Origin of the sequence: Phytohabitans rumicis, assembly GCF_011764445.1 — a bacterium.
Lineage (GTDB): Bacteria > Actinomycetota > Actinomycetes > Mycobacteriales > Micromonosporaceae > Phytohabitans > Phytohabitans rumicis.
On record NZ_BLPG01000001.1, the window covers coordinates 696,163 to 718,161 of the forward strand.

Sequence of the window (21,999 nt, forward strand, 5' to 3'; positions counted from 1 at the left end):
CTAGGCGCGATACGAGTCGGGCGCCGTTGAGGGGACGCGGGGCACTATCGTTCTGGCGTGCGTATCCGATTCGAGGTCCCGGCCGATCCGGCCTATCCGGGCCGTGTAGCCGCGGTACTCAGCCGGGCTCGGCTGCGTAGGTACGGCTACGTCGGCGCTGTCCTGATGGCGGTTGGGCTGATCGGTCTGGTTGTCTCGCGGGCGGTCGACTGGGGTGAGCGGATCTCGCCGTTCTGCTTCTCGCTGGCCTTTGGCGGATTGCTCGTCCTGCTGTACTCGCCGTGGGTGCGCTTCAGAGCCCGACGCCGCTCCAGCCGCTACGCCGTAGCCGGCGGCTACGACATCACCGACGACAACATCATGATGTACAGCGGCTCCGAATCCGCCGGAATTGCCTGGGACGGAGTCGATCGGGTCGTGGACACCCCTGAGTTCTGGATCGTGTACGTCGGACGGATGCCGGCGACCGTGATCCCACGCCAATTCATGACCGCCGAAGACGCCGAGACGTTAGGCACCTTCATGGCCGAGCATGGGCTGCTCAACTCCTAGGCGCCGGCACCTCCGTCGACCGGCACGATCGCACCGGTCACCATCGAGGCACGGTCGCTCAGCAGCCACGCGGCCACCTCGGCCACCTCGCGGGGCTCGGCCATGCGGCCGAGTGGGGTCGCCGCGATAAGGCGCTCGATGATGCCCGGGGATACCGCCTCCCACGCGTCGATCATCTCCGTGGCGGTGCCGCCGGGGGTGATGCCGTTCACTCGGATGCCCTGACGGCCCCACGTAACGGCCGCGGTCTCGGTGATGCTGTTCAGCGCGCGCTTCATGGCGGCGTATGCGGGGAGGGCGGGGTTGGCACGGCGGCTGCCGATGCTCGAGGTGTTGACGATCGCCCCGCCACCGTTGCGTCGGATGAGTGCGGCCTCGGCGGTCATAGCGGTCCAGTGCGCGCGGAAGTTCACGGCGAACTGCGCGTCGATATCCTCGTCGCTCGTGGTGTCGAGCGGGCCGGGCTGCTGGATCGCCGCGCCGTTGTTGAAGGCGCCGTCGAGCCGTCCGTGCAGTTCCTCGACGCGGTCGACCGCCGCGCGGATGCTCGCACGGTCGGCGAGGTCCAGGGTGACGGCGTCGGCGACGCCTCCGGTGGCGCGGACCTCGGTGACGATGCGGCCGAGGGCGTCCGTGCTGCGGGCGGCGAGCACGACGGCGGCGCCCTCGGCGGCGAAGAGCTGGGCCGCGGCCGCACCGATGCCGCGGCTGGCGCCGGTGATGAACACAACCTTGCCGGTGAGCAGGCCGATGGGTGCGACGTCAATGTTGTTGGTCATGACGACAGTGTCAGGCTGGCCTGCAGGCCGGATGCAGGCACAGGCTGTACCAGGATCCGTCGCCGCGCGATGTGCAGACTTGGGGTATGAACAAGCAGGAACTCGGGGCGTTCCTCCGTAGCCGTCGCGAGCGGCTCCGGCCGCAGGACGTCGGCCTCCCGTCCGGACCGCGACGCCGGACGCCGGGTCTGCGCCGCGAGGAGGCCGCCGTCCTCGCGAACATCTCCACGGAGTACTACGTCCGGCTCGAGCAGGGCCGGGCGCCGCGGCCGTCGGGCGAGGTCCTCGCCGGGATCGCAGGCGCGCTGCGGCTCACCGACGCCGAGTCCGACCACCTCCATGTCCTCGCGGGTACCGCGCCGACCCGTGCCCGGCTGCACCGGCGCGACGTTCGCCCGAGCGTCCTCGCGCTCCTCGAACGGCTGCCCCAGACGGCCGCTTTGGTCATGTCCGCCGCGTTCGAGGTGCTCGCGTGGAACGACCTCGCGGCCGCGCTCATGGAGGACTTCTCCGTGCTCGCCCCCAAAGACCGCAATCTCGCACGCCTGGCATTCCTCCCGTCGGCGCGGCCGGACACGACGCTGTACGGGATCTCCGACGCCGCCGAATTCCGGCAGCACGTCGTCACGGAGCTCCGCGTCACCCTCGCCCGCTACCCGACGGATCCCACCGTGATCAGCCTCGTCGACGAACTCCGCGACGGCAGCCCCGACTTCGCCCGGCTCTGGGAGCGGCACGACGTACAGGCCGCGCCGATGCTCACGAAGACCTTCCAGCATCGGGTCGTCGGGGAGGTCACCGTCGACTGCGACAAGCTCACGCTCACGGACCGCGGCCAACACCTCGTGCTCTACAGCGCGCCACCGGGATCCCCGGGCGCCGAGGCTCTGGCTCTGCTGAACGTACTTGGCGCCGGGGCCAGCGATTATCTGCGGTAGCGCCGCAGGTCAGTCAGGCCCGGACTCGACCGCGTCAGCGCCCCGCCGGCCAGCTACTATGTCAGACGCTCCACTTCGGACGGATGTGTCAGCGCTCCAGCGGCAGGGCGCCGCCCTGAGCGGCCTCCTGCTCCTGTTTGTCCGGCAGACCCCGGACCAGCGCGATGATCACCACTGCGATGGCGGCGCCGATGGCGGGACCCGCGATGTACACCCACCAGCCGGTGTAGTCGTTGCCGACGATGTCGGGTCCGAGTGATCGGGCGGGGTTCATGGAGGCGCCGCTGATCGGGCTGGCGAACAGGCCGAGGAGCGCGACCGTCGCGCCGACCGCGATGGCGGCGTTGTGGCCGATGCTCCGGTGCCCGGTAGCGGTGTTGAGGATGATGCTGACGAGAATGGCGGTAAGGACGATCTCCATGATGAACGAGCGCCAGTCACCGCCCGGCTTGGCGATGGGATAGGTACCGCCCGCGCTGACGTCGCCGAACAGGAGCTGAAGCAACAGTGCGGCGCCCACGGCACCGGCCAACTGAGCGGCCAGGTAGGGCAGTATCCACGACATCGGGAACACCCGCCGGCCGGCGAAGGCGAACGTGACCGCCGGATTGATGTGCAGCCCGGACAGCGGGCCCCAAGCGTAGATCATGGCCATCACCGCCGCGCCGGGCGCGATCACCGCCGCCGTCCTGCTGATCGGGCCGCCGCCGACGTATTGGTTGATCACGCCGGAGCCGGCGGCGACCGTCACGAGCACGAACGTGCCGATAAATTCGATGATCACGCGGATCCACAACGGACGCTGCCTGAGCGTGTCCTCCTCGAACCGGATGAGATACCTGCGTCTGACAGCGTCCGCGCGCTGCTGATCCGCATTGCCGGTCACCTCAGTCATCGCCCTCACCCCCGAGTCGACGCAGGTAAAGCCTACTGCCATACAAGTGCCCCGGTGGGCACTTTTACCAGGCTCCTAGAACCACCCGCGCCCGAACCGGATCAGGCCATCGACAATGCCAATCTGCACGATCAGTCCACCGTGCACACTGCCGGTGATGGTGCCTCCGCCAACCTGGATCACGTTGCCGTAGACGTTGCCGTTGATGACCGCTCCGCCGGTCTGGAACACGTTGCCGTACACGTCGCCGGTGACCTTCCCACCCACCATGATGATGTTTCCGTGTACGTCGCCGGCCTTGTTCGCGCCGCGCGGGATGGGGTTTTCCCCGATGCTGTTGGTGATCGTGCTGCCCGGTGGCGGTGGTGGCACCCGGATGTCCACGGCCCAGCCCTCCGGCGAGGCTGTCTTGCTGGGTTTGACCGAAGCCGTGATGGCGTCCGCGATGTTCAATCCTGCGCGTCCGCCGGTGGCGGCCTGGCCGCCGATGGGCACCATCCCGGCACCGGAGATCGCGGCATTGGCGAAGTCGCCCTCGGTCAGGTACCAGATGGCGTTCGCCCCGTCGCACAGCTCGCCTACGACCGGGATCATCCCGCATCCGTCCAGGACGAGATGGCCCACACCCGACCCGGCCGGCTTGGTCGTACCCTTGCAGACCGTCTCGCCGGCGTAGAGGGCGCCCTCGTCGACCTCGCATCCATCGTGGACGGTGGGCGGCTTGGGCGCCGGGACCGTCACCCCGCCGCGGCCGTTCGGGCCGCATGAGCCTCGCCCACCGCAGCCGGTCCGCATCGGGCCGCCGCTGGGTGCGCACGAACCGCGGCCGCCACAGCCCGACCGGGACGGGACCCCGCTCGAACCGCTGGAGCTGACCTGCTTGCCGTTCGGGCCGCAGAACGGGCCGCCGCAGAAGTTCTGGATCTTCTTGTCCATCCCACAGCCCACGCCGTCCGGCCCGGAGCAGGGCGCCAGCCCGGTGGGGTCGCTGAAGGTGACCGGGCTGTTGTTGGCGTACGCGTACCCGTGCATCTGCTGCGGGTCGGTCAGCACCATGACCGGGTCGACGCTGACGAACCGCCCGATGCCGGGGTCGTATAGGCGCGCGCCAAGCTGGGTCAGGCCGGTGGAGCCGTCGACCGTGCCGCCGACGAAACCCTTCTCCCCCGGCCAGGTGACCGCCGCGCCACGCGCCTGCCCGAACGGCGTCTGTCGACGGTGGACCACCTGCTGCGTGGCGCTGTCCACGGCGATCTGAGCGGTGCCCTGGTGGTCGCCGGCGAGCCAGGTCACGCCGGCCGCGGTGCGCAACGCCACGACGCTGCCGCCGTGCGGGTAGTACCGGGTGGTGGTCTTCTTGCCGCTCGCCTTGTCCAGCCGCAACTCCTGGCCGTCCAGGTAGAGCGTACGGCCGGCCGGGTCGCGGCGGATCAGGCGCTCACCGTCCGCGTCGTACCCGAACTCGGTGGTCTTGCCGGCCTCGGTGACCTTAGCGAGGCGGCCCTGGGCGTCCCAGTCCAGCGCCTGGTTGGGCCGGCGCGTGGTGTTGCCGGTCGCGTCGTACTCGTACGCGTCCGTGGTGGTGCCGGCCGGGCCGGTGCTGGTCACGGACGTCAGGTCGTGCGCGCCTGGAGCGGAGTATGCGTACTCCCGGGTCGTCTCGCCGCTCGGGTCACGGCGCCGCTCGGTGAGCCGGTTGCCCGCGGCGTCGAACGTGAACGACTGCTGGTACGGGGCCGGGCCGGCGAGCGCTGCCTGGACCGGGTTGGTTTCGCAGCCGCCGGCGGGCGTCCACGCGTCGGTCAGCCGCCGCAGGTGGTCGAAGCGGAAGCACTGCACGTCGGCCGCGTCCGCGATTGACGTGATGTTGCCGACCGGGTCGTACGCGTACCGCACGTCGGCCTGCATGGGGCGCGGCACCTCCGCGTCCACAATGGTGCGTTCCAGCCGCCGGGTGCTGCTCTCGTAGTAGTGCGACAGCCAGACCCGCTTGCCGGTCTCGCCGAACTGCACCCGGGCCGGTTCGCCGTAGCGGGTGTAGTCGGTGGCGGTGACGTACTCGGTCGTGCCGCCGCCGTCCGGGCCGCCCCAGGACCGCAGCGGGAGGCCCTGGTCGTCGTACGCCCAGGAGACGGTCTCCTTGGCCAGGTCGCCGGCGGCCGGCAGGGTGGTGCCGTACGGGCTGCCGTCCACGTTGTAGCTGTAGTACGTCGTGTAGGTGCCGGCGAGCCCTTGCTCCGCCGCCGGTATCGTCACGCTGATCTCGTCGGGTTGGTACAGCGGGGTGTAGCCGGCGACCGTGCGGGTGTACGCGGCGCCGCCGGCGTACCGGGTGGACGACGCGGGCTGGCCCTTGCCTTTGGTCGCCGTGTCGTACGTCCACTCGGCCAGCGTGCTGGCGCCGTTCTTCACCGAGGTACGGCGGCCGAGCGCGTCGTAGGCGTACGACAGTGTGACGCCGCGCGCGTCGGTGCTGCCGGTGAGCTGGCCCGCCACGTCGTAGGCCAGAGTGGACGGTCCCTTGTCGGGATCGTCCATCGTGGTCGGATGGCCGCGCAGGTCGTACCCGAAGTGCCAGGTATTCCCGGCCGGGTCGGTGACCCGGGCCAGTTGGCCGGCCGGCGTGTGCCCGTACGTCGTCGCGTCGTAGCCGCCGTCGGGCGTCCCGCCCCGGTACTGGCGCAGTTCGACGGCCCGGCCCCGGGCGTCGGTGACCGTCGTGGTGGCGGTGCCACCGGCCGGCGGCGTCACGTGCACCCGGTCGCCGCCGTACGCCGTGGTGGTGCGCCACCGCTCGAACGCGCCGGCCTGGTAGATCTGGCCGATGGTGCGGCCGGCTCCGTCGAAACGGGTGACGGTGAGGCCGGGCACGTCCGCGTCGTGCGCCACCCACAGATCGTCGTCCACCGTGGCGTCGTTGAAGTACGGCTGGGTTGTCTTGTAGGCGCGGCCCTGTGAGTCGTAGCGGGTATCGGTCAGCAGGCGTCCGCCGCCCACCGCCGGCCGCTGCGTCTGCCGCGGCCGCAGCAGCCCGTCGAAGATCTCCTTCGAGGTGGTGTAGTTGCCGTTCGGGCCGAGGGCGGTGGTGGTCACCACGGACGGCCCGTCGTTGCGGATCAGGTACGCGAACTTCGCGCTGCCCTCGTAGCTGACGTCCTCGTACACCTTCGGGTGGTTGGGCAGCCACACCTCGACGAGCCGGCCGAGCGGGTCGTACGCCCTCTCGGTCTTGCGCCGGTTGGCGTCGACGACGGTGACGGGTTGGCCCCAGGCCGGCTCCAGGGTCGTGGTGACCGCGTGGCCGAGCGGGTTCTTGGCGACGGTCTGGGTGACCGGCCCGCCGGTCGCCGGCGTGTACGCCACGGTGCTGGCCCGGCCATGCGCGTCGGCCGACTCGACCACCCGGCCGTGCGCGTCGTACTTGCTGGTGGCCGTGGTCGCATACACCGGGCCGGTGGCCGGGCGTTCCTTGGCCGCCTCCTCCCTGGTGGCGTTACCGGCCGTGGGCGCCACGCCGAACTCCTGCCCGTCGTAGGAGACGCGGGTGTCGCGGACGGCGTCGCGCGGGAAGACCGGCGTTTGGCCACAGTGGACGGAAACGGTCTCCGTGTGGGATACGAAGTCCAGCAGCCACCGGTTGGTGTTGACCGCGTACGTCGTGTGGGTGCACAGGTCGTCGGCCGGGGTCGCCGTGTCGCCGAGGTCGTTGACCCGGGTCACCTGGCCGCGGTCGGTGTAGCTGGTCTCGGTCCGGGTCCGGCGCCACCCGCCGGCCGCGAGCGCGGTGTACGCCTCCGTGGCGCCAGTACGCACCACGTACGCCTTGAAGCTGCCGCGCGTCGCGGTCGGGCCGTGCCACCACGGCTCGTCGATGCTCTTGCTGACCACCGTGTCGGTGTCGCCGTCGTAGGTGATGGACTCCAGGTGGACACCGCGCAGCCAGTCCTCGTCCTCGCGGGCCGGTCCGTCGCTCGGCCGCACCTGCGCGGTCCGGGTGCCGGCGGGCAACTTGTCGCCATGCATGCCGCGGTAGAAGCGCAGCTCGGTCTTGCCGATCGGCCCGCTCGGATCGGTGGGCTTGCCGGTGCGGACGCGTACCGTCTTGAAGCCGCGGAACTCGTTCCAGGTGCGCTTGTCGTCCTTGGTGAACTCGGACGTGTCGTAGTGCCAGGCCGCCCCGTCGACGTACTCGTACTCGGTCACCTGCTCGCTGAACGAGCCCATCTGGTCGGACTGGGTCACGCTCTGCACGACGTACTTGTGGAAGTGGTCGGTGCGCTCCGCGAAGTCCTTCTTCGCCCACGTCATCGGGAAGCAGCGCAGGGTGTTCGTCTCCGGGCTGGCCGGCATGCTTTCGCCGGCCTTGCAGTCCGGGTCGGCGTACCTCACCGACAGCACGCCGCCGGACTCCGACACCACCCCGGTGACGCGATACCGGTTCAGCGGCGCCAGACCGTCCACCTTGTAGACCCGGTTGGGGTACGCGGTGCCCTCGAACCGCACCGCCGGCAGCGACGCGGTCCCGCCGACGTGGCCGGTGTGCGTGACGCCCTTCAGCCACAGCGCGGCCTGCTCCCCGTCACCTGGATCGGGGAACTGCTGATCGAGCGTCCACGAGTCCACGTCGGCGAACCCGCCATCCCGCGATACCTGGGTGGTGATCTTCGCCAGCCGCTTGGTGGACCAGAAGGTCGGCGAGTGGTGGTCCTGACAGGTCGCCGCCTCGCACCGGTGGTCGAGCGGCACGTCCGGCCAGTTCTCCTTCTTGGCCAGGGTGCAGGTGCTGCCCGGGACGCACCGGTCGGCCACCGCGAACTCCACCCGGCCGGTGGCGGCCTGGCCGTCCCGCACGCCGTATTCGATCCTGCGCAGGGTTCCGCCGCGCACATAGGACGCCGCGGTGTCCTTGACGTTCAGGCCGTACGAGTTCGTCTCGGTCTCGTACGTGTAGACGATGTGGTTGCCGTTGCGGTCCACGACCTTGTCGAGGTTCCATCGCCACGCCTGGACGCAGTGCGAGGCGGCGAAGGTGGCGCCGTGGCACGGCTCGTCAGCGTCGTCGCCGAACACCGGCACCGTCCACGTCGACTTCGCCTCCGGGCGGGAGCCGAAGAACAGCTGGGTGCCGTCGGTGGTGGTGATCTTCCAGTGCTCGCCGTCGTCGTCGCCGTTGCCGGCGCCGGTCAGCCGCTCGATGCGCGCGCCGGTGTCGCTCTTGGCGCGCCACCGGCCTTCGCCGTCGCAGCAGATCAGCATCCCGCCGCCGCCGTTGTACGCGGCGACCGCGTTGTCGCTGCGCCAGCACAGGTCGCCCACCTTCGGCGGGGTGGTGCCGCCGCCGGTGTCGTCGGCGCACGCGCCGTAGACCCGCTCGACGAACCCGGGCGACAGGTCCCAGCCGTCGCCCACCCAGGACGCCTGGTTGTTGGTCGCGCTGGTGTGACCGTCCACCGTGGATGAGGCATAGGACAGCGCCAGGTCCGGCTCCAGGCCGCCGGGGCCGGCGGGACCCGCAGCGGGTACGACCACGTGAAGTCGCCGGTCTGCGCGGACACCTGCCACGTCGCCGATGGGGCGAGCGGCGTCGCCGTCGGCGTGCCCGCTCCGTCCTTTGTGGTCGCGTCCGGGTCCTGGTCGCCGGACAGGGCGCTGCTGGTCGCCTGATCGTCGGCTCGGGACGCCATGTGCTGCTGCTCCGCCGGCACCGACGGCGTGCCCGGCAGCGGGACGGAGGGCTGTCCGTTCGCCAACGCGGCGGACGGGGCCACGGCCAGGTTCGCGGCGACGGTCAGGATCAGGACGGCTTCGGCCGCCACAGTACGGCGCATGGGTCACTCCCCCGCTTCTTCGGTCGGCGGCTCGTCGGTGGGCGGCTCTTCTTCCGTGGGCGGCTCGAATAGCGGCTCCTCGTCCGGCGGGCCGATCAGCACGTACCCGAGCCGGCCCACGACGTCGTAGCCCTCGCAGTCCTCGGCCACCGAGGTGTACGCCTCGCCGCCGATCCGGCAGGCGTAGAGCGCCATGCTGGCCACCCCGCTCGGCTCCTCGCTCCAGAGGTGGCCGAGGCCGGACAACACCGTCTTGCCCGCGCACCCGGGGTCCAGCGACAGGAACTGGTCGTGGCCGTCCCGGCAGCTCATCAGCGGCTGGGTGCCGGGCAGCGGGCTGAGCGCCACCCACCCCTGGGTGCCCTCCTGCCAGTATCCGGGCGGGAGCACCGGGCTGCCGTCGAACGTCGTGACGTGGTCCCAGGTCGGCCCGTAGTAACGGGCCAGCGCACCGTACGGCAGGGCGTACCCGAGCACCCCGTCCTTCGTGGCCCCCTCGCAGTCGGCCCGCAGCGACTCGAACCGGTCCGCGGCGGTCCGGCACCGGTACACCGGCAGCGTGGTGAAGTTCGGCGGCGGCACCGCGTACACCAGGCCGACCTCGCCCGCGACCGCGGCGCCCTCGCACGCCGCGTCCGTGGACGTGAAGCCGTCGGCCCCGGACCGGCACGCGTACAGCATCGTGGTGTGCGGGTGCGGCGACGGCACCAGCGTGCCAAGCGTCGTCTCGTACGTGTAGCCGGGGCGCGCGTCGCCGTCGGTGCCGGCCGAATACCGCTCGCCGGCGCTGTCGACGTACCGGCCCAGCTGGCCGCCGATCGGCTTGGGCCAGACCGCCCGCTGGGCGATCTGCTCGTCGGTCGCCATGCCGACGTCGGTGCGGATCTCGTCGACGGTGCCGGGGAAGAACTCCGCCGGCTCACCGTCCACTTTGCTCCGCCCGACGGTGAAGACGCCGTCGGTGGCCCACAGCGCGACGCCGTCCCGGACCCCGGCCAGCTCGCCGTTGACGTACAGCCGGAGCTGGCGCGCGGCGTAGTCGTGCACGCCGGTCAGGTGCGTCCACTGCCCGACCGTCGGCGCCTCCCGCGACGCCGCGTAGACCAGGTCGGCGCCGTCCGCGTCCTGGGTTCGCGCGCCGAAGAGCCAGCGCCCCGCCTCGGGCCGGTACTGGAGGGTGAACGCGCTGGTCCGACCGCCGTCCTGAGCGAGCACGGTCGCGGCCTGGTCGGTGCGGGAAAGATTGGCCCACGCGGACACCGTGAAGCTGTCCCGGGTCGCCACTCCGGTCCAGGCGGACGTGGCCGCGCCGGTGGTCCCGTCCAGCCGCAGACCCTTGCCACTCACCCCGGGGCCGAACGTCGCGGCGCCGGCGGCGGTCAGGTCGTTGTGCGCCCAGTTGTAGTCCTTCGGCGTGCCGTCGTCGAACCGCCAGACGCTGTAGTCCACCGCGCGGGCGTCGTCGTGCACCGTGCGCACCTCGCCGTCGGACAGTGCCCGCGGATAGGCCCGCACGTCGTCGATGCCGCTGGCGAAGAACTCGGCGTTGCGCCCGTTGAGCCGGGCCCGACCCATCGACAACGGCCCGCCGGCGCGCCACACGGTCACGTCGACCTGGGCCGCCGACAGCAGCCCGTTCACGTACAGCCGGAGCTGGTGGGCGTCGGCGTCGTACACCACCGCCAGGTGCATCCAGTGGTGGGCGGCGGCCGACTGGGCCGAGGTCAGCACCAGGTCGCCCGCGTTGTCGGTGTCGGCGGTCGGCACCACCACCGCCCACTTGTTGTCGGACGCCCGGTACTGCAGGCGGAACGCGCTGTTGCGGTTGCCGTCCTGGCCGACCACGGTCCGGTCCACATTGGTCTCGGTCAGGTACGCCCACGCGGTGACCGTGAAGCTTCGTCCGGTGTCGAGGGCGGGGCCGGCCGTCTCGACGTACCCGGAGGAGCCGTCCAGCCAGGCGGCCTGCCCGGTCCGGCCGCTGAACCACTCCGCGCCGCCGGTCATGGTGGCCGGCAGGCCGTGGCTGCTGGTGTCGTCGACGGTGGTGCCGCTGCCCTCGTCGAACTCCCAGCGGCCGCCGTCGGCGGCCGGCAGCGTGTCCGGGCCGATCTGGGCCGGGTACGAGGTGACGAGGCTGAGGATGCGCTCCTTGTCCAGCGCGCCGGTGTAGGTCCGGACGTCGTCCACGCGGCCCTTCCAGTGCGCCGCCGCCGCGCCGTTGGCCGTGCCGCGTCCGATGTGGAGGCCGCCGCTGACGGTCCACGGTGTGTTGAGCGTGCCCTCGCCGAGCCGGGTGCCGTTGACGTACAGCCAGATCTTCTTGGCCGCCGGGTCGTACACGCCCAGCAGGTGCACCCATGTCTCGACCTCGGTCGGGTCGGTGGTGAGCGCGGCCCGGGTGACCCGCCCGGTGTCCGGCTCCGGCATCTCGAACACCCAGGCGCCCTTGCGCCGCTGCAGGTCGTCGACCAGGTGGCCGAGCCGGAACAGGCTCCGCTGGCCGCCGTCGACGCTCACCGCGTCCATCCGGCAGCTCTCGTGCTCGTCCAGGTCGCAGTTGCGGTCCGGCAGGTACACCCAGGCGCCCACCGTGAACGCCTGGCCGGGGCGGAAGTCGACGCCGGTCGTGCTGGCGGCACCGTCGAGGCCGTCGAACTCGATGGCGTTGCCGACCCGCCCGGCCCCGAAGCGCGCTCCGCCGGACAGCTTCGCCGTGCGGGCGCCGACCGCGTCGGCGGCGTTGCCGCCGCTGGACTCGTCCAGCCGCCAGTTGTGCACCAGCGACAGGTCCCGCCCGGCCATCACCTTGATCTCGTCGGCGAACAGGGGGCGGCTGTAGACGGCGACGTCGTCGATGGCGCCGGGGAAGAAGCCGACGCTGCTGTCGTTGTGCCGGGCCCGGCCGATCTGCAGGCCGCCGCCGGCCTTGAAGTTGCCGTCGTGCGGCGCGGTGCCGGCCAGTACGCCGTTGACGTACAGCTCGACCTGCCGGCTCTGTTTGCGGTAGACACCGGCCAGGTGAGTCCAGACGCCGAGCTGGGCGAGCCCGCTGCTCTTGGCCCGGGCGCCCGGCGGGTCGAGCTTGTCCTCCCTGGACCCGTAGAAGCACCAGTGGCCGTCCTCCATCGCCTGCAGGTAGAACGCGCTGGCGTGGGCGCCGTCCTGGGACACCGCGGTCGACCACTTGCCGGCCTCGTCGAGGCGCACCCACGCGGCGACCGAGAAGCTCTGGCTGGTGTCCACGACATTGGCGGCGCTCACATGGTCGTCGTAGCCGTCCAACTGCACGGCCAGGTCGGCCGGGTCGGGGTACATCGACTGCCCGGCCGCCCAGGTCGGCCAGCCGTGCAGCGTGCCGCGCCCGCTCCCGGACGCGTCGTCGGCGGTGCCGTCCAGCCGCCACAGCCCGGCCGGTACGCCGTCCCGGCCCAGGATGCCCTTGATCTCGTCGGCGGACAGCGCCCGGCTGTACGCGCGTACCTCGTCGACGGAGCCCGGCCAGGGATTGGCCGGCTGCCCGTCCCAGCGGCCCCGGCCGACGACCATCGGACCGCCGGCGTCGAAGCCCTTGGTCCGGGCCGCCGCGCCGACCAGCTCGCCGTCGACGTACAGGCGCATCTGCTTGGCGGCGGCGTCGTACACCGCGAACACGTGCGTCCACTGGTCGGGCTTCGGCTGGTACGCGACGGAGCTGCGCAGCACCTCGTCGGCCGGCCGGCCGGCCGCGTCGGCGGACGGCACATACAGCTCCCACCGCCCGCCGGCGTCGTTGCGGTAGCCGAGAAGGAAGCCGCTGACCCAGGCGCCGTCCTGGGACAGCGCGGTGAACGTCTGCGTCGCCGGCGGCAGCTGGCCCAAACGCAGGTACCCGCCGATGGAGAAGCTGCGGTCGGTGTGCACCACCGGCCCGCCGGTGGCGACCTGGCCGGTGCCGCCGTTGAGCGCGACCGCGCCGCGGACCGCGCCGTCCTTGGTGAACGCGGCGCCGTCCGACAACACGCCGGCCATCCCGCCCGGCACCTCGTTGGCCGCGGTCGTCCCCTCCTGCTCGTCGAGCTTCCAGTGGCCCACCTGGACGTCGTCCTGACTGACCGCGGCGCGTACCTCGGCGTCGGACAGCACCCGGTCGTACAGCCGCACCTCGTCGACCACACCGGCGAGGCCGTGGCCGACGTACACCGGGTTCGCCCCGTGCCACGGGGTCTTGCGCTCCCTGGTGCCGGCCAGCTCACCGTCCACATAGAGCCGGATCCGCTTGGCCGCGTCGTCGTAGATGCCGGCCAGGTGCGTCCACTGCCCGGCGACCGGCGTGGCCGGCGCGCTGACCATGTCCCAGCCCGGCGGGCTCGTCGAGTCGGTCTGCGGCAGCACGAAGACGAAGCGCTTGTCGCGGCCCTGGTACTGCAGGCAGAACGCGCAGGTCTGGGCACCGTTCTGCTGGACCACGGTCTGCCAGGTGTCGTCGACCCTGTCGAGCTTCACCCACGCCGAGACGGAGAAGCTGGCGTCGGTGCGGACCGCGTTGGGTGCCGACATCAGGCCGGCGCCGCCCAGCCGCAGCCCGGTGCCGACCGCTGCCTTCTCGTAGCTGGTGCTCCCGCTCAGCGTGCCGTCCCGGTCGCCCAGGATCGCGGTGTCCTCGGTGTTGCCGTCCAGCGGCCACTGCGCCAGCGGGCCGTTGCCCGCCCGCACGTAGAACCGGTGCTTGCTGGTCGGGCTGCGATGTCCGGCCCGGTCGACGCTCTGCACGTACAGCGTCTGCGGGCCGTCGGCGGGCGGGCTCAGCGTGACGGTGGCCGGGCCGCCGAGCGCGGACGCGTCCACTTTGGTCGACGGTTCGTCCCGCCAGCCGTACAAGTAGTGGTCGATGTCGTTGACGCCGGCGGCGTCGAAGGTGAACGTGTCCGGCACGCCCACACCGCCGTGCCAGCGGTTGTCGTCGTCGTAGACCCGGGCCTCGACGCCGGGCTCCACTGTGACCTTCTGCCGGTCGACGATGAAGCCGGGCCCGGTCAGCGCGGGGCCGCCGTCGTGGCCGTCCGCCGCCCACACGGTCCAGGTGATGTGCTGGCCGTCCCGTACGGTCAGGTCCAGGTCCGTGCTGAAGAAGGCGCCGGAGCCCTGCCAGGGACCCCGGTCCCGGTGGTCGGTCGACGGCCCGCCGTAGATGTCCCAGATCGGCTTCACCAGGTCGTTGTCCGGATCGGACAGTCGCGCCTTGAGCCGGACGGTGTCATTGCCCAGGTACGGGGTTCCGCCGCACCACCGGCAGGCCCGCATCGGCGGGTCGGTGCCGAGGTCGTACGGGGCGTTCGGCGGGCTGTTGTAGTTCACCACGAGCGTGGTGGCGTTGGCGTCGTACTTGCGCCAGGCGTACTTGTCGCCCTCGTCTTCGGCCTTGAGGAAGTACGCGGACGGGCCTCCGGTGTAGAGGGCGTGGCGCACGTCGAAGCCGATCGGCTTGTTGCCGCCGCAGCCGCCGTAGTTGCTGCCCGCGGGGGCGGTGCCGACATGCCAGCCCGGCGGGGCGTTCTGCCAGTTGGTGCCGCCATGGATCACCGCGTTCGCCATGAAGAGCTGGTGGTTGCGGGTGTTACAGCTCGGCCCGTACACGATGGTGGCGTTGAACGCGGCGGACAGGATCCGCTTGCCGGCCAGGAACGCGGTCTCGAACTGGAAGTAGGACCGGGTGGTGCCGATGCCGTTGCAGCCGGCCCAGCCGCAGTAGCCGACCTTGCCCCAGCCGTCGACGTCGTTGACGCCGTTCCAGTGCGCGCCGCCGGGCTTGCCGGAGAACACCTTCGTCCAGCCGCTGCGCCACGGCGTCGTCCAGCCCGGGTCGATCACCACCGGGTACACGGTGCTCGGGCCGGTCAGGAGCCGCCGGTCCGGAACCAGGGTGAGGGACCGGCGGTCCACTGTGACCGCCGCGACCGCGGACCCGCCGGCGCTGTCCCACATGGCCGACGGCGGCGCGCTGGCGACCACGGCGCCCGGGGGTCGCGCAGCTCCAGCCCGCCGTCCCGCCCCGCCGTGACCCGCACGCCCGTCGCGGCCAGGCCCAGCCGGATCCGGCGCAGCGCCGGCTGCTTCGCCGCCGCGGCGGACCGCACCACCAGGTGCTGCGTGTAACCGTCCACTTCGGCCCGCAGCACCAGGTCGACGCCCGGCAGGACCGCCGGGTACGTCGCGGCCGGCCCGTCGAGCACCGGCGCCGGCAGCCGCCCCGGCCAGGTCAGCGCGATCCCCTTGCCGGCCCGGGCGTACCGCACCATCGGCGCCGACCCGCCGCCGGACAGCACCAGGTCCACGTCGACGGCGCGCGGCACGACCGCGCCGTCCGCCCGGCGTACCAGGGTGGTGTCCACCTCGACCCAACGGCCGTCCTGCCGGATCCGCGCCGTCCGCGCGTCCAGGGTGGCCTTCAGCGTGCCGTCCGGCAGGGCGTCCACGACCCGCGTGCCGGTGGTCAGGTCGGCGACCCGCACCGGCGCCCCCTGCGCGTACGCCGCCTGCACCGCGCGCGCCGTGTCCGGCGCCTCCCGTACCAATGGCCCGCGCCGCGGCCCCGGTGCCGGCGCGGACGACGTCACCACCGCCAGCAGCGAAGCCAGCAACGCCAGGACGAGCAGCGACGACGACCTGCGCACCATGACCCCCGTTTGGCTCAACCATCCGCGCAAGGGTCGCAGCGCCCGCCTTTCACATGCCTGTCACCGACCGGCCCGTCGTGAAAGGACGTTCGCCACCGTCGATTGCCAGCTGGCTGGATCAACCGCCCGCCAACGCAGGCAGAACTACTGTCGTAGGGAGCGCATACCATGCGGCCGAGCCGAGTGTTGAGGCTGCGGTTGACGGAGGTGCCAGTGACCGGCCACGAGGAACTACCCGTGCGAGTGTCCAGGCGTATCGAAGCCCCGGCGGCTGTGATCTTCCAGGTACTGGCCAACCCCGCGCGGCATCTCGACCTGGACGGCTCTGGCATGCTGCGCGGCGCCGCCTCGGACAAGGTGATCACCGGTGTCGGGGACGTCTTTGTGATGCGGATGTACTACACCCGCCACGGCGACTACGAGATGGACAATCACGTCGTCGAGTATGAGCAGGATCGCCGCGTCGGCTGGGAGCCGGCACCCGGGCGCGGGCACCCGGACCGCGGCTCGCCGGACGCCCAGTGGGGCCAACGGTGGAGCTACGAATTGGTCCCCGACGGCCCGGAAGCGACCGTCGTGACCGAGATCTACGACTGCTCGCGAGTGTCAGAAGGCGAGCGAGTGTCGATGCAGGACGGCCGGGTCTGGATCGAAAGCATGACGCGGACGTTGCTGCGCCTCGACCAGATCTGCACCGGGGTCGAGCTCGGTACCCCGCCAACCTCGGGATCGGGGCATGATGTTGGCCGATGAGAGACGTCGCGGTGTACGCGGAGACGCTGGCTTTCCTCGTGGTCCTGCCGGGGTTTGTGACGCTCGTCGTCCTGGCTCCGCTGCGCCGGGTGCTCCTACGGGCCGTCGCTGCTGGCCATCGGGTTCGCGATCGGTGTTGCCGCATGGGCGGGCCGGCTCGCGCTGCGGCCAGCCGCGCCGCGGCGTACGCCCATGGGGTACCGGCGGCGGCTGCTCGCCCGGCTGAGCGCGGTCGGCTGGGGTGCGGCGCCGGGTGACGCCCGGGCGGCGGGTCGCGCACCGGCTCGCCGCGACCGGCGACCGGCTCCTGCGGTACGGGCACACGCTGACTTTCTGGCGGTGGCTTGCCGGGCGCAACCGCTGGCTGGTCGCGCTGCTGGCCGCCGCGACGGGGTATGGCGCCGCCTTCCTGGCGTGGCTGGTGGTCGTCGCCATCGCCGACCGCCGTGGTGGTCTGGGTCCGGGCTTGGTGATCATCGTTGTGACACCGCTGCTGGGTCCGGCGCAGCTATGGCTTTGGTACCGCATGCACCGGGCGACGCTGTGCGAGTTCGGTAGTGAGCTGGCGGCCGACGCGGCGCGTCTGGAGGCGGCGATCGCCGCCGCCCCACCGCTGACGGCCGGCCGCCGCCTCGGCCGCGCCCTCCGTACTTTCCTCGACCCACGGACCCTGTGATCATGGCGTCCTTGGCGGAGCCGCGGATCGCGCACAGGCGTACGGCTTGACGCGGGCGCGTTCAGCCGAGCGCCTGCATCACCGGGATGAACCAGCGGCCGCGATCACCTGGTAGCGGTCGGGCGCCGTTCACCATCACGGCCGTGGAGTTCCGTACCGGGACTGCGTGCTGCGTCGCCCATTCGCGTAGCTGGGGATGCCGGTCGTCGAGGTCGAGTCGGACCGGTCCGCTGACCGTTGCGGCGAGGTCGGCGATCAAGGTCTTCGCGTCGCTGAGGTTTTCTGCCAGGACGGGGCCGATGAGGACATTGTCGATGTTTCGCCACGCGCCGGCGTAGCCGCTGACCACCCCTGCCCGCTCGACGACGCGTAGCTGCTCGGCGAAGCCCGGCAGCCGCTGCACCAGGTGGCTGCGGTCCACACCGTTGACCTCGGCGTCAAGCGTGCGGATTGCGGGCAGGTCGCTCGGCACCGCCGGTCGCGACCCGGCTGGACCCGCCGACGGCTCAAACTGCCCTACATGCGTGTAGGTCGTGCCGACCGAGACGAAGCCGAGCCTCTCGTAGAGCGGGCGGCCGTACTCGGTCGCGTTGAGGAACACCGTCGCGTCGCCCGCTTCGGCCAGCGCGTGTTGCATCAGCTGCCGGCCGAGGCCCCGGCCGCCGTAGCGGGCCGCGACGAGCACCATGCTGATCGCCGCGAGCTGAGTGCCGTACCGGGTGAGGATCGTGGTGCCGACCAGGTCGCCGGCCTCGTCGCGAACGCCGTACACGGCACCGACGTCGAACAGCAGACGCCACTTGTGCTCCTCGGGCAGCCACTCGCGGTCCTGGGCCAGAGCGAGACAGTCAGGGAGCGCGTCGAGCGTCAAGGGCTGAATCCGGTCGATCACAGCGATGATGCTACGGTCGCGAAACGTGGGCAAGCCGCAGAACAGAGGAGCGCCTCCGATGCCCACATCCTTCGGCGAGACCGCCGTGCCCGGCGGGCCGGACGCGCGGCTCGGCTCGGTGGGGTTCCGATCCGCCGGCGCGGAGGACGCCGAGCAGATAGCGGCCCTGCATGCCGATAGCTGGCGCTTGCACTACCGCGGCGCCTACGCCGACTCATTCCTCGACGGTGACGTGGCGGCCGACCGGCGTACCGTGTGGTCGGCCCGGCTCGCCGCACCGGCCAACAGCGAAACGGTCCTCGCCGAACGGTACGGGCAGTTGGTTGGCTTCATCCACGTCGTGTTTGACGCGGACCCGCAGTGGGGCAGCCTCGTCGACAATCTGCACGTCGCCCACCACCAACGCCGGACGGGCATCGGCGCTCATCTTCTTAGCCGCGCCGCCCGGTCCGTCAGCCGGCGGGCGATCGGCGACGCCGTGTATCTGTGGGTGTTGGAGCAGAACACCGCCGCGCAGCAGTTCTACCACGCCTGCGGAGCCATTCAGGTGGAGACCGCACCAGTGCCGCCGCCCGGTGGAGATCCCGCCCGGCTCAACGGCGCTCCACGCGGGCTCCGCATGGTGTGGCCAAACGTCGCACGGCTGCTCCGCCTCGGCGAGTCGGGAACAGCAACTCGGACTCGGGGGCCGAACGGGCCGTAACAACGCCGGCCCGCCTGCCCGACTCTGCCTGTTTGGTGCTCTGGGCTGCCCGATGCTGTGGCGGCGTTGCCTCGGTGTTACGGAGAGATGTAGAAAGCTTGGCATCAGCTCCGGGCACGTCCGGGCAGATTCAGGCCGACACGGGCAGGTGAAAGTGTACGCGGTGGAGCGGCAACGGTGGCTTGTTGAGCACGCCCGTACCACGGGCCGCATCGACGTCAACGAAGTCGCGCAGCAGCTTGATGTTGCGCCGGAGACGGTTCGCCGGGATCTGAACACGCTGGAACGGCACGGGCTGGTGCGTCGGGTTCACGGTGGGGCGATTCCGGTCGAGCGTCTGGGGTTCGAGAACGAACTGGTCAACCGGGCCACGACGCGGCAGGAGGAGAAAGGCCAGATCGCCCGCGCCGCGCTCAATCACCTCGACAACGCCGAGTCCATCTATGTCGACGAGGGTACGACGGCAGCCATGCTGGCCGAGCTGCTAGAGCCAAAGCGCCCCATGACCGTGGTGACGAGCGCACTTCCGGTGGCTTGCCAGCTCGCGGCCCGGCCGATGCTGACGGTGTTGAGCCTGGGCGGGCGGGTACGCGGCCACACGCTCGGCGCGGTCGACCAGTGGGCGGTCCGGATGCTGGAGGACCTCGTGATCGACCTGGCCGTGATCGGTACCAACGGCATCACGGTCGCCCACGGCCTGACGTGCCCGGACGCTGCCGTCGCCGCGGTGAAGCGGCGTGCTATCGCGTCGTCGCGTCGGAGCATCCTGCTCGCCGATCACTCGAAGTTCGGTGTGGATTCCTCGGTGCGTTTCGCGGACGTCCGCGAGATGGATCTGGTGATCACGGACCGCGCCACCGTGGATGCGCAGCTGCGGCCGTTGCGACGCCTCGGGGTCGAGGTGGTACACGCATGATTCTCACCGTCACCGCGAATCCGAGCCTCGACCGCACTTACACCACGAGAGCGCTGGCTGTCGGTCAGGTCAACCGCGCGCACAACGACTCGGTCGAGGCGAGCGGTAAGGGCGTCAATGTGTCGCGGGTACTGCACGCGGCCAAGGTCGCCACGGTGGCCGTGCTGACCACCGGCGGCAGCGAAGGTGAGCAGTTGCGCACCTTGCTGGAGGGTGAGCGACTGCGACATGTGCTTGTGCGTACGCAGCTGCCGACGCGCACCAACATCACGGTGGCCGAGCCCGACCGGACAACGAAGATCAACTCTTTGGGGCATCCTCTCGTGGCCGGCGACTATGACGCGTTGGTGATGGTGGTGGCGGCGCAGGCACGCCTGGCGCGGTGGGTGGCGATCTGCGGCTCGGTGCCGCCCGGGGCTCCGGACAGCTTGGTGCCGCAGCTGGTGGCGGCGGCGCGGGAGGCTGGTGCGCGTACTGCCGTGGATGCCTCCGGACCGGCGCTGAGGGCGGCGGTGGGCGCAGCCCCGGACCTGCTCACACCCAACGCCGACGAGCTCGGCGAGATGGCCGGCAGCACGTTCCGTGGCGCGGGGCCGGATCTGGTCCAGGACGCGCTGGCCGCCGCGGTCGCGCTGACCGAGCGTACCGGTAGTGCCCTGCTGGTCAGCCTCGGCGCGGACGGTGCGCTGTGGGTCAAGGCCGGTGGGCCGGTGTTGCACGCCGTCGCCCCGCCGGTGGTGCCGGTGAACACCGCCGGAGCCGGAGACGCACTGCTGGCCGGCTGGCTGGCCGGCGACGAGGACGAAGCCAGCGAACCGGGCGCCCGGGCCCGACTCGTACGGGCGGTCGCCTGGGGAACGGCCGCCTGCCTGTTGCCGGATACCGCCGGCGACGTCGCGGCCGAGGCGGACCCCACGACGGTCACGGTCACCACCCCCACGACGGCGTAGCCGTCGCCCCATACCCAAGATCAAGTCGATTCCGAATCCACCCGGAGGTTTATTGTGCGTAGGTTCAGACGTTTTATGATGATTTCAGCTGCTTTTATGGCCGGGAGCCTGCCACTGGCGGCATGCGGTGGAGCAGGCGGCGGCGGGAGCAGCGGTGGCGGGCAGTCGATCAACGTGTTGATGGTCGCCAACCCACAGATGACGGACATCGAGAAATTGACGGCTGACACGTTCACGAAGGACACCGGCATCAAGGTGAACTACACGGTGCTGCCAGAGAACGAACTGCGGGACAAGGTCACGCAGGACGTGGCCACCAAGGCCGGCCAGTACGACGTGGCCACGGTGGGCATGTACGAGGTGCCGATCTGGGCGAAGAACGGCTGGCTGCACGAGTTGGGAAGCTACGCGACCGCCGACCCGAACTTCGACTACGACGACCTGCTCAAGCCCATGGTGACGGGTCTGTCCGGCGATGACGGAAAGCTGTACGGCATGCCGTTCTACGGCGAGTCGTCCTTTCTGATGTACCGCAAGGATGTCCTGTCGGCCAAGGGCTTGACGATGCCGGAGCGGCCGACCTGGCAGCAGGTGGCGGACCTGGCCGCGAAGCTCGACGGTGCCGAGCCCGGAATGAAGGGCATCTGTCTGCGCGGGCTGCCGGGCTGGGGCGAGGTCTTCGCACCACTGACCACTGTGGTCAACACGTTCGGCGGCACCTGGTTCACCAAGGACTGGCAGGCGCAGGTGAACTCGCCCGAGTTCACCCAGGCCGTGAAGTTCTACGTCGACCTCCTGCGGGCACACGGCGAGCCGGGGGCGGCGCAGGCCGGGTTCACCGAATGCCTGAACTCGATGAGCCAGGGCAAGGTCGCCATGTGGTACGACGCCACGTCCGGCGCCGGGTCGCTGGAGGACCCGAATGTCAGCAAGGTCGCCGGCAAGGTCGGCTACGCGTACGCGCCGGTGGCGAAGACGAAGTCGTCCGGCTGGCTGTGGGCCTGGGCGTGGGCGATGCCGAAGACGACACAGAAGGCGGACGCGGCGGCGAAGTTCATCCTGTGGGCGTCCGGCAAGGACTACGAGAAGGTGGTCGGTCAGAAGCTGGGCTGGTCGCGCGTGCCGGCGGGCAAGCGGGCCTCCACCTACCAGATCCCGGAGTACCAGCAGGCCGCGGCGGCATTCGGTGACGTCACGCTCAAGGCGATCCAGGAGGCCGACCCGACCAATCCGGGCACACAGCCCCGGCCGACGGTGGGCATCCAGTTCGTCACCATCCCCGAGTTCGCCGACCTCGGCACGAAGGTCTCCCAGGAGGTCAGCGCCGCGATCGCCGGCAAGAACAGCGTGGAGAAGGCGCTCGCCGACGGTCAGGCGCTCGCCGAGCAGGTCGCCAAGAAGTACGCCAAATAGCAGGCCCACCGGGTCCGGCCGGGCCAGCCCCGGCCGGACCGACACAGG

16 protein-coding genes are annotated in these 21,999 nt (G+C 71.0%); 10 read left to right on the forward strand and 6 right to left on the reverse strand.

Annotated elements, in window-relative coordinates:
• Positions 1-57 precede the first annotated feature (57 nt).
• Entirely contained in the window at positions 58-552 is a 495-nt protein-coding gene (locus Prum_RS03025) for a YcxB family protein (protein WP_173073752.1), read from the forward strand.
• On the opposite strand, the gene Prum_RS03030 is transcribed toward Prum_RS03025, so the two are convergent.
• A complete protein-coding gene (locus tag Prum_RS03030; RefSeq protein ID WP_173073753.1) occupies positions 549-1,331 on the reverse strand; it encodes an SDR family NAD(P)-dependent oxidoreductase in 783 nt (260 codons plus the stop codon). The two genes, Prum_RS03025 and Prum_RS03030, sit on opposite strands and share 4 nt — an antisense overlap.
• An 86-nt stretch (positions 1,332-1,417) precedes the next feature.
• Between Prum_RS03030 and Prum_RS03035 the strand changes: the two genes are divergently transcribed.
• A complete protein-coding gene (locus Prum_RS03035; protein WP_173073755.1) occupies positions 1,418-2,269 on the forward strand; it encodes a helix-turn-helix transcriptional regulator in 852 nt (283 codons plus the stop codon).
• A gap of 88 nt (positions 2,270-2,357) precedes the next feature.
• On the opposite strand, the gene Prum_RS03040 is transcribed toward Prum_RS03035, so the two are convergent.
• Together Prum_RS03040 and Prum_RS03045 are read right to left on the reverse strand one after the other, a co-directional pair.
• The gene (locus tag Prum_RS03040; protein ID WP_173073757.1) at positions 2,358-3,164 is read right to left on the reverse strand and encodes an MIP/aquaporin family protein; all 807 of its coding nucleotides are present in this window, start codon (positions 3,162-3,164) and stop codon (positions 2,358-2,360) included.
• A gap of 75 nt (positions 3,165-3,239) precedes the next feature.
• Positions 3,240-8,693: an RHS repeat-associated core domain-containing protein gene (locus tag Prum_RS03045; RefSeq protein ID WP_218576978.1), complete on the reverse strand. Its 5,454-nt coding sequence runs from the start codon at positions 8,691-8,693 to the stop codon at positions 3,240-3,242.
• Here Prum_RS03045 and Prum_RS53540 point away from each other — a divergent pair, their 5' ends adjacent.
• Positions 8,694-8,828 (forward strand): hypothetical protein, encoded by a 135-nt coding sequence (locus Prum_RS53540; protein ID WP_281368832.1) that lies wholly within the window; start codon positions 8,694-8,696, stop codon positions 8,826-8,828. It abuts the gene before it with no gap.
• 167 nt (positions 8,829-8,995) lie between these two features.
• Here the strand turns inward: Prum_RS53540 and Prum_RS03050 are convergent, their stop codons facing one another.
• Both Prum_RS03050 and Prum_RS03055 read right to left on the reverse strand, forming a co-directional pair.
• Positions 8,996-14,983, reverse strand: coding sequence for a LamG-like jellyroll fold domain-containing protein (locus tag Prum_RS03050; RefSeq protein WP_173073760.1), 5,988 nt, complete (start codon positions 14,981-14,983; stop codon positions 8,996-8,998).
• Complete coding sequence (locus Prum_RS03055; protein ID WP_173073762.1) at positions 14,869-15,648, reverse strand: hypothetical protein; 780 nt, start codon at positions 15,646-15,648, stop codon at positions 14,869-14,871. The genes Prum_RS03050 and Prum_RS03055 overlap by 115 nt, the downstream gene beginning before the upstream one ends.
• Before the next feature lie 213 nt (positions 15,649-15,861).
• Between Prum_RS03055 and Prum_RS03060 the strand changes: the two genes are divergently transcribed.
• From Prum_RS03060 to Prum_RS03070, 3 genes are read left to right on the forward strand one after another with little or no spacing between them, the layout of a single operon-like run.
• Complete coding sequence (locus Prum_RS03060; RefSeq protein ID WP_173073764.1) at positions 15,862-16,401, forward strand: SRPBCC family protein; 540 nt, start codon at positions 15,862-15,864, stop codon at positions 16,399-16,401.
• Positions 16,398-16,658, forward strand: coding sequence for a hypothetical protein (locus Prum_RS03065; RefSeq protein WP_173073766.1), 261 nt, complete (start codon positions 16,398-16,400; stop codon positions 16,656-16,658). Before Prum_RS03060 ends, Prum_RS03065 begins: the two co-directional genes overlap by 4 nt.
• On the forward strand, positions 16,655-17,077 hold the full coding sequence (locus Prum_RS03070; RefSeq protein ID WP_173073768.1) for a hypothetical protein: 423 nt from the start codon (positions 16,655-16,657) through the stop codon (positions 17,075-17,077). The genes Prum_RS03065 and Prum_RS03070 overlap by 4 nt, the downstream gene beginning before the upstream one ends.
• A 61-nt stretch (positions 17,078-17,138) precedes the next feature.
• On the opposite strand, the gene Prum_RS03075 is transcribed toward Prum_RS03070, so the two are convergent.
• Entirely contained in the window at positions 17,139-17,969 is an 831-nt protein-coding gene (locus Prum_RS03075; RefSeq protein WP_246277612.1) for a GNAT family N-acetyltransferase, read from the reverse strand.
• Between the two features lie 58 nt (positions 17,970-18,027).
• Between Prum_RS03075 and Prum_RS03080 the strand changes: the two genes are divergently transcribed.
• The 4 genes from Prum_RS03080 to Prum_RS03095 all read left to right on the forward strand — a co-directional run bounded on the left by Prum_RS03080 (position 18,028) and on the right by Prum_RS03095 (position 21,951).
• Positions 18,028-18,672, forward strand: coding sequence for a GNAT family N-acetyltransferase (locus tag Prum_RS03080; RefSeq protein WP_173073770.1), 645 nt, complete (start codon positions 18,028-18,030; stop codon positions 18,670-18,672).
• Between the two features lie 154 nt (positions 18,673-18,826).
• Positions 18,827-19,588: a DeoR/GlpR family DNA-binding transcription regulator gene (locus Prum_RS03085; RefSeq protein ID WP_173073772.1), complete on the forward strand. Its 762-nt coding sequence runs from the start codon at positions 18,827-18,829 to the stop codon at positions 19,586-19,588.
• Positions 19,585-20,538, forward strand: a complete 954-nt coding sequence (locus tag Prum_RS03090; RefSeq protein WP_173073774.1) for a 1-phosphofructokinase family hexose kinase — start codon at positions 19,585-19,587, stop codon at positions 20,536-20,538. Before Prum_RS03085 ends, Prum_RS03090 begins: the two co-directional genes overlap by 4 nt.
• A 198-nt stretch (positions 20,539-20,736) precedes the next feature.
• Positions 20,737-21,951, forward strand: a complete 1,215-nt coding sequence (locus tag Prum_RS03095) for an ABC transporter substrate-binding protein (protein WP_246277613.1) — start codon at positions 20,737-20,739, stop codon at positions 21,949-21,951.
• Positions 21,952-21,999: the final 48 nt, after the last annotated feature.

Coding starts and splice junctions, on each gene's coding strand:
- Prum_RS03030 (WP_173073753.1), bottom strand. CDS start 1,331: ATGACCAACAACATTGACGTCGCACCCATCGGCCTGCTCACCGGCAAG.
- Prum_RS03080 (WP_173073770.1), top strand. CDS start 18,028: ATGCCCACATCCTTCGGCGAGACCGCCGTGCCCGGCGGGCCGGACGCG.
- Prum_RS03040 (WP_173073757.1), bottom strand. CDS start 3,164: ATGACTGAGGTGACCGGCAATGCGGATCAGCAGCGCGCGGACGCTGTC.
- Prum_RS03035 (WP_173073755.1), top strand. CDS start 1,418: ATGAACAAGCAGGAACTCGGGGCGTTCCTCCGTAGCCGTCGCGAGCGG.
- Prum_RS03055 (WP_173073762.1), bottom strand. CDS start 15,648: ATGGTGCGCAGGTCGTCGTCGCTGCTCGTCCTGGCGTTGCTGGCTTCG.
- Prum_RS03065 (WP_173073766.1), top strand. CDS start 16,398: ATGAGAGACGTCGCGGTGTACGCGGAGACGCTGGCTTTCCTCGTGGTC.
- Prum_RS03090 (WP_173073774.1), top strand. CDS start 19,585: ATGATTCTCACCGTCACCGCGAATCCGAGCCTCGACCGCACTTACACC.
- Prum_RS03095 (WP_246277613.1), top strand. CDS start 20,737: ATGACGGACATCGAGAAATTGACGGCTGACACGTTCACGAAGGACACC.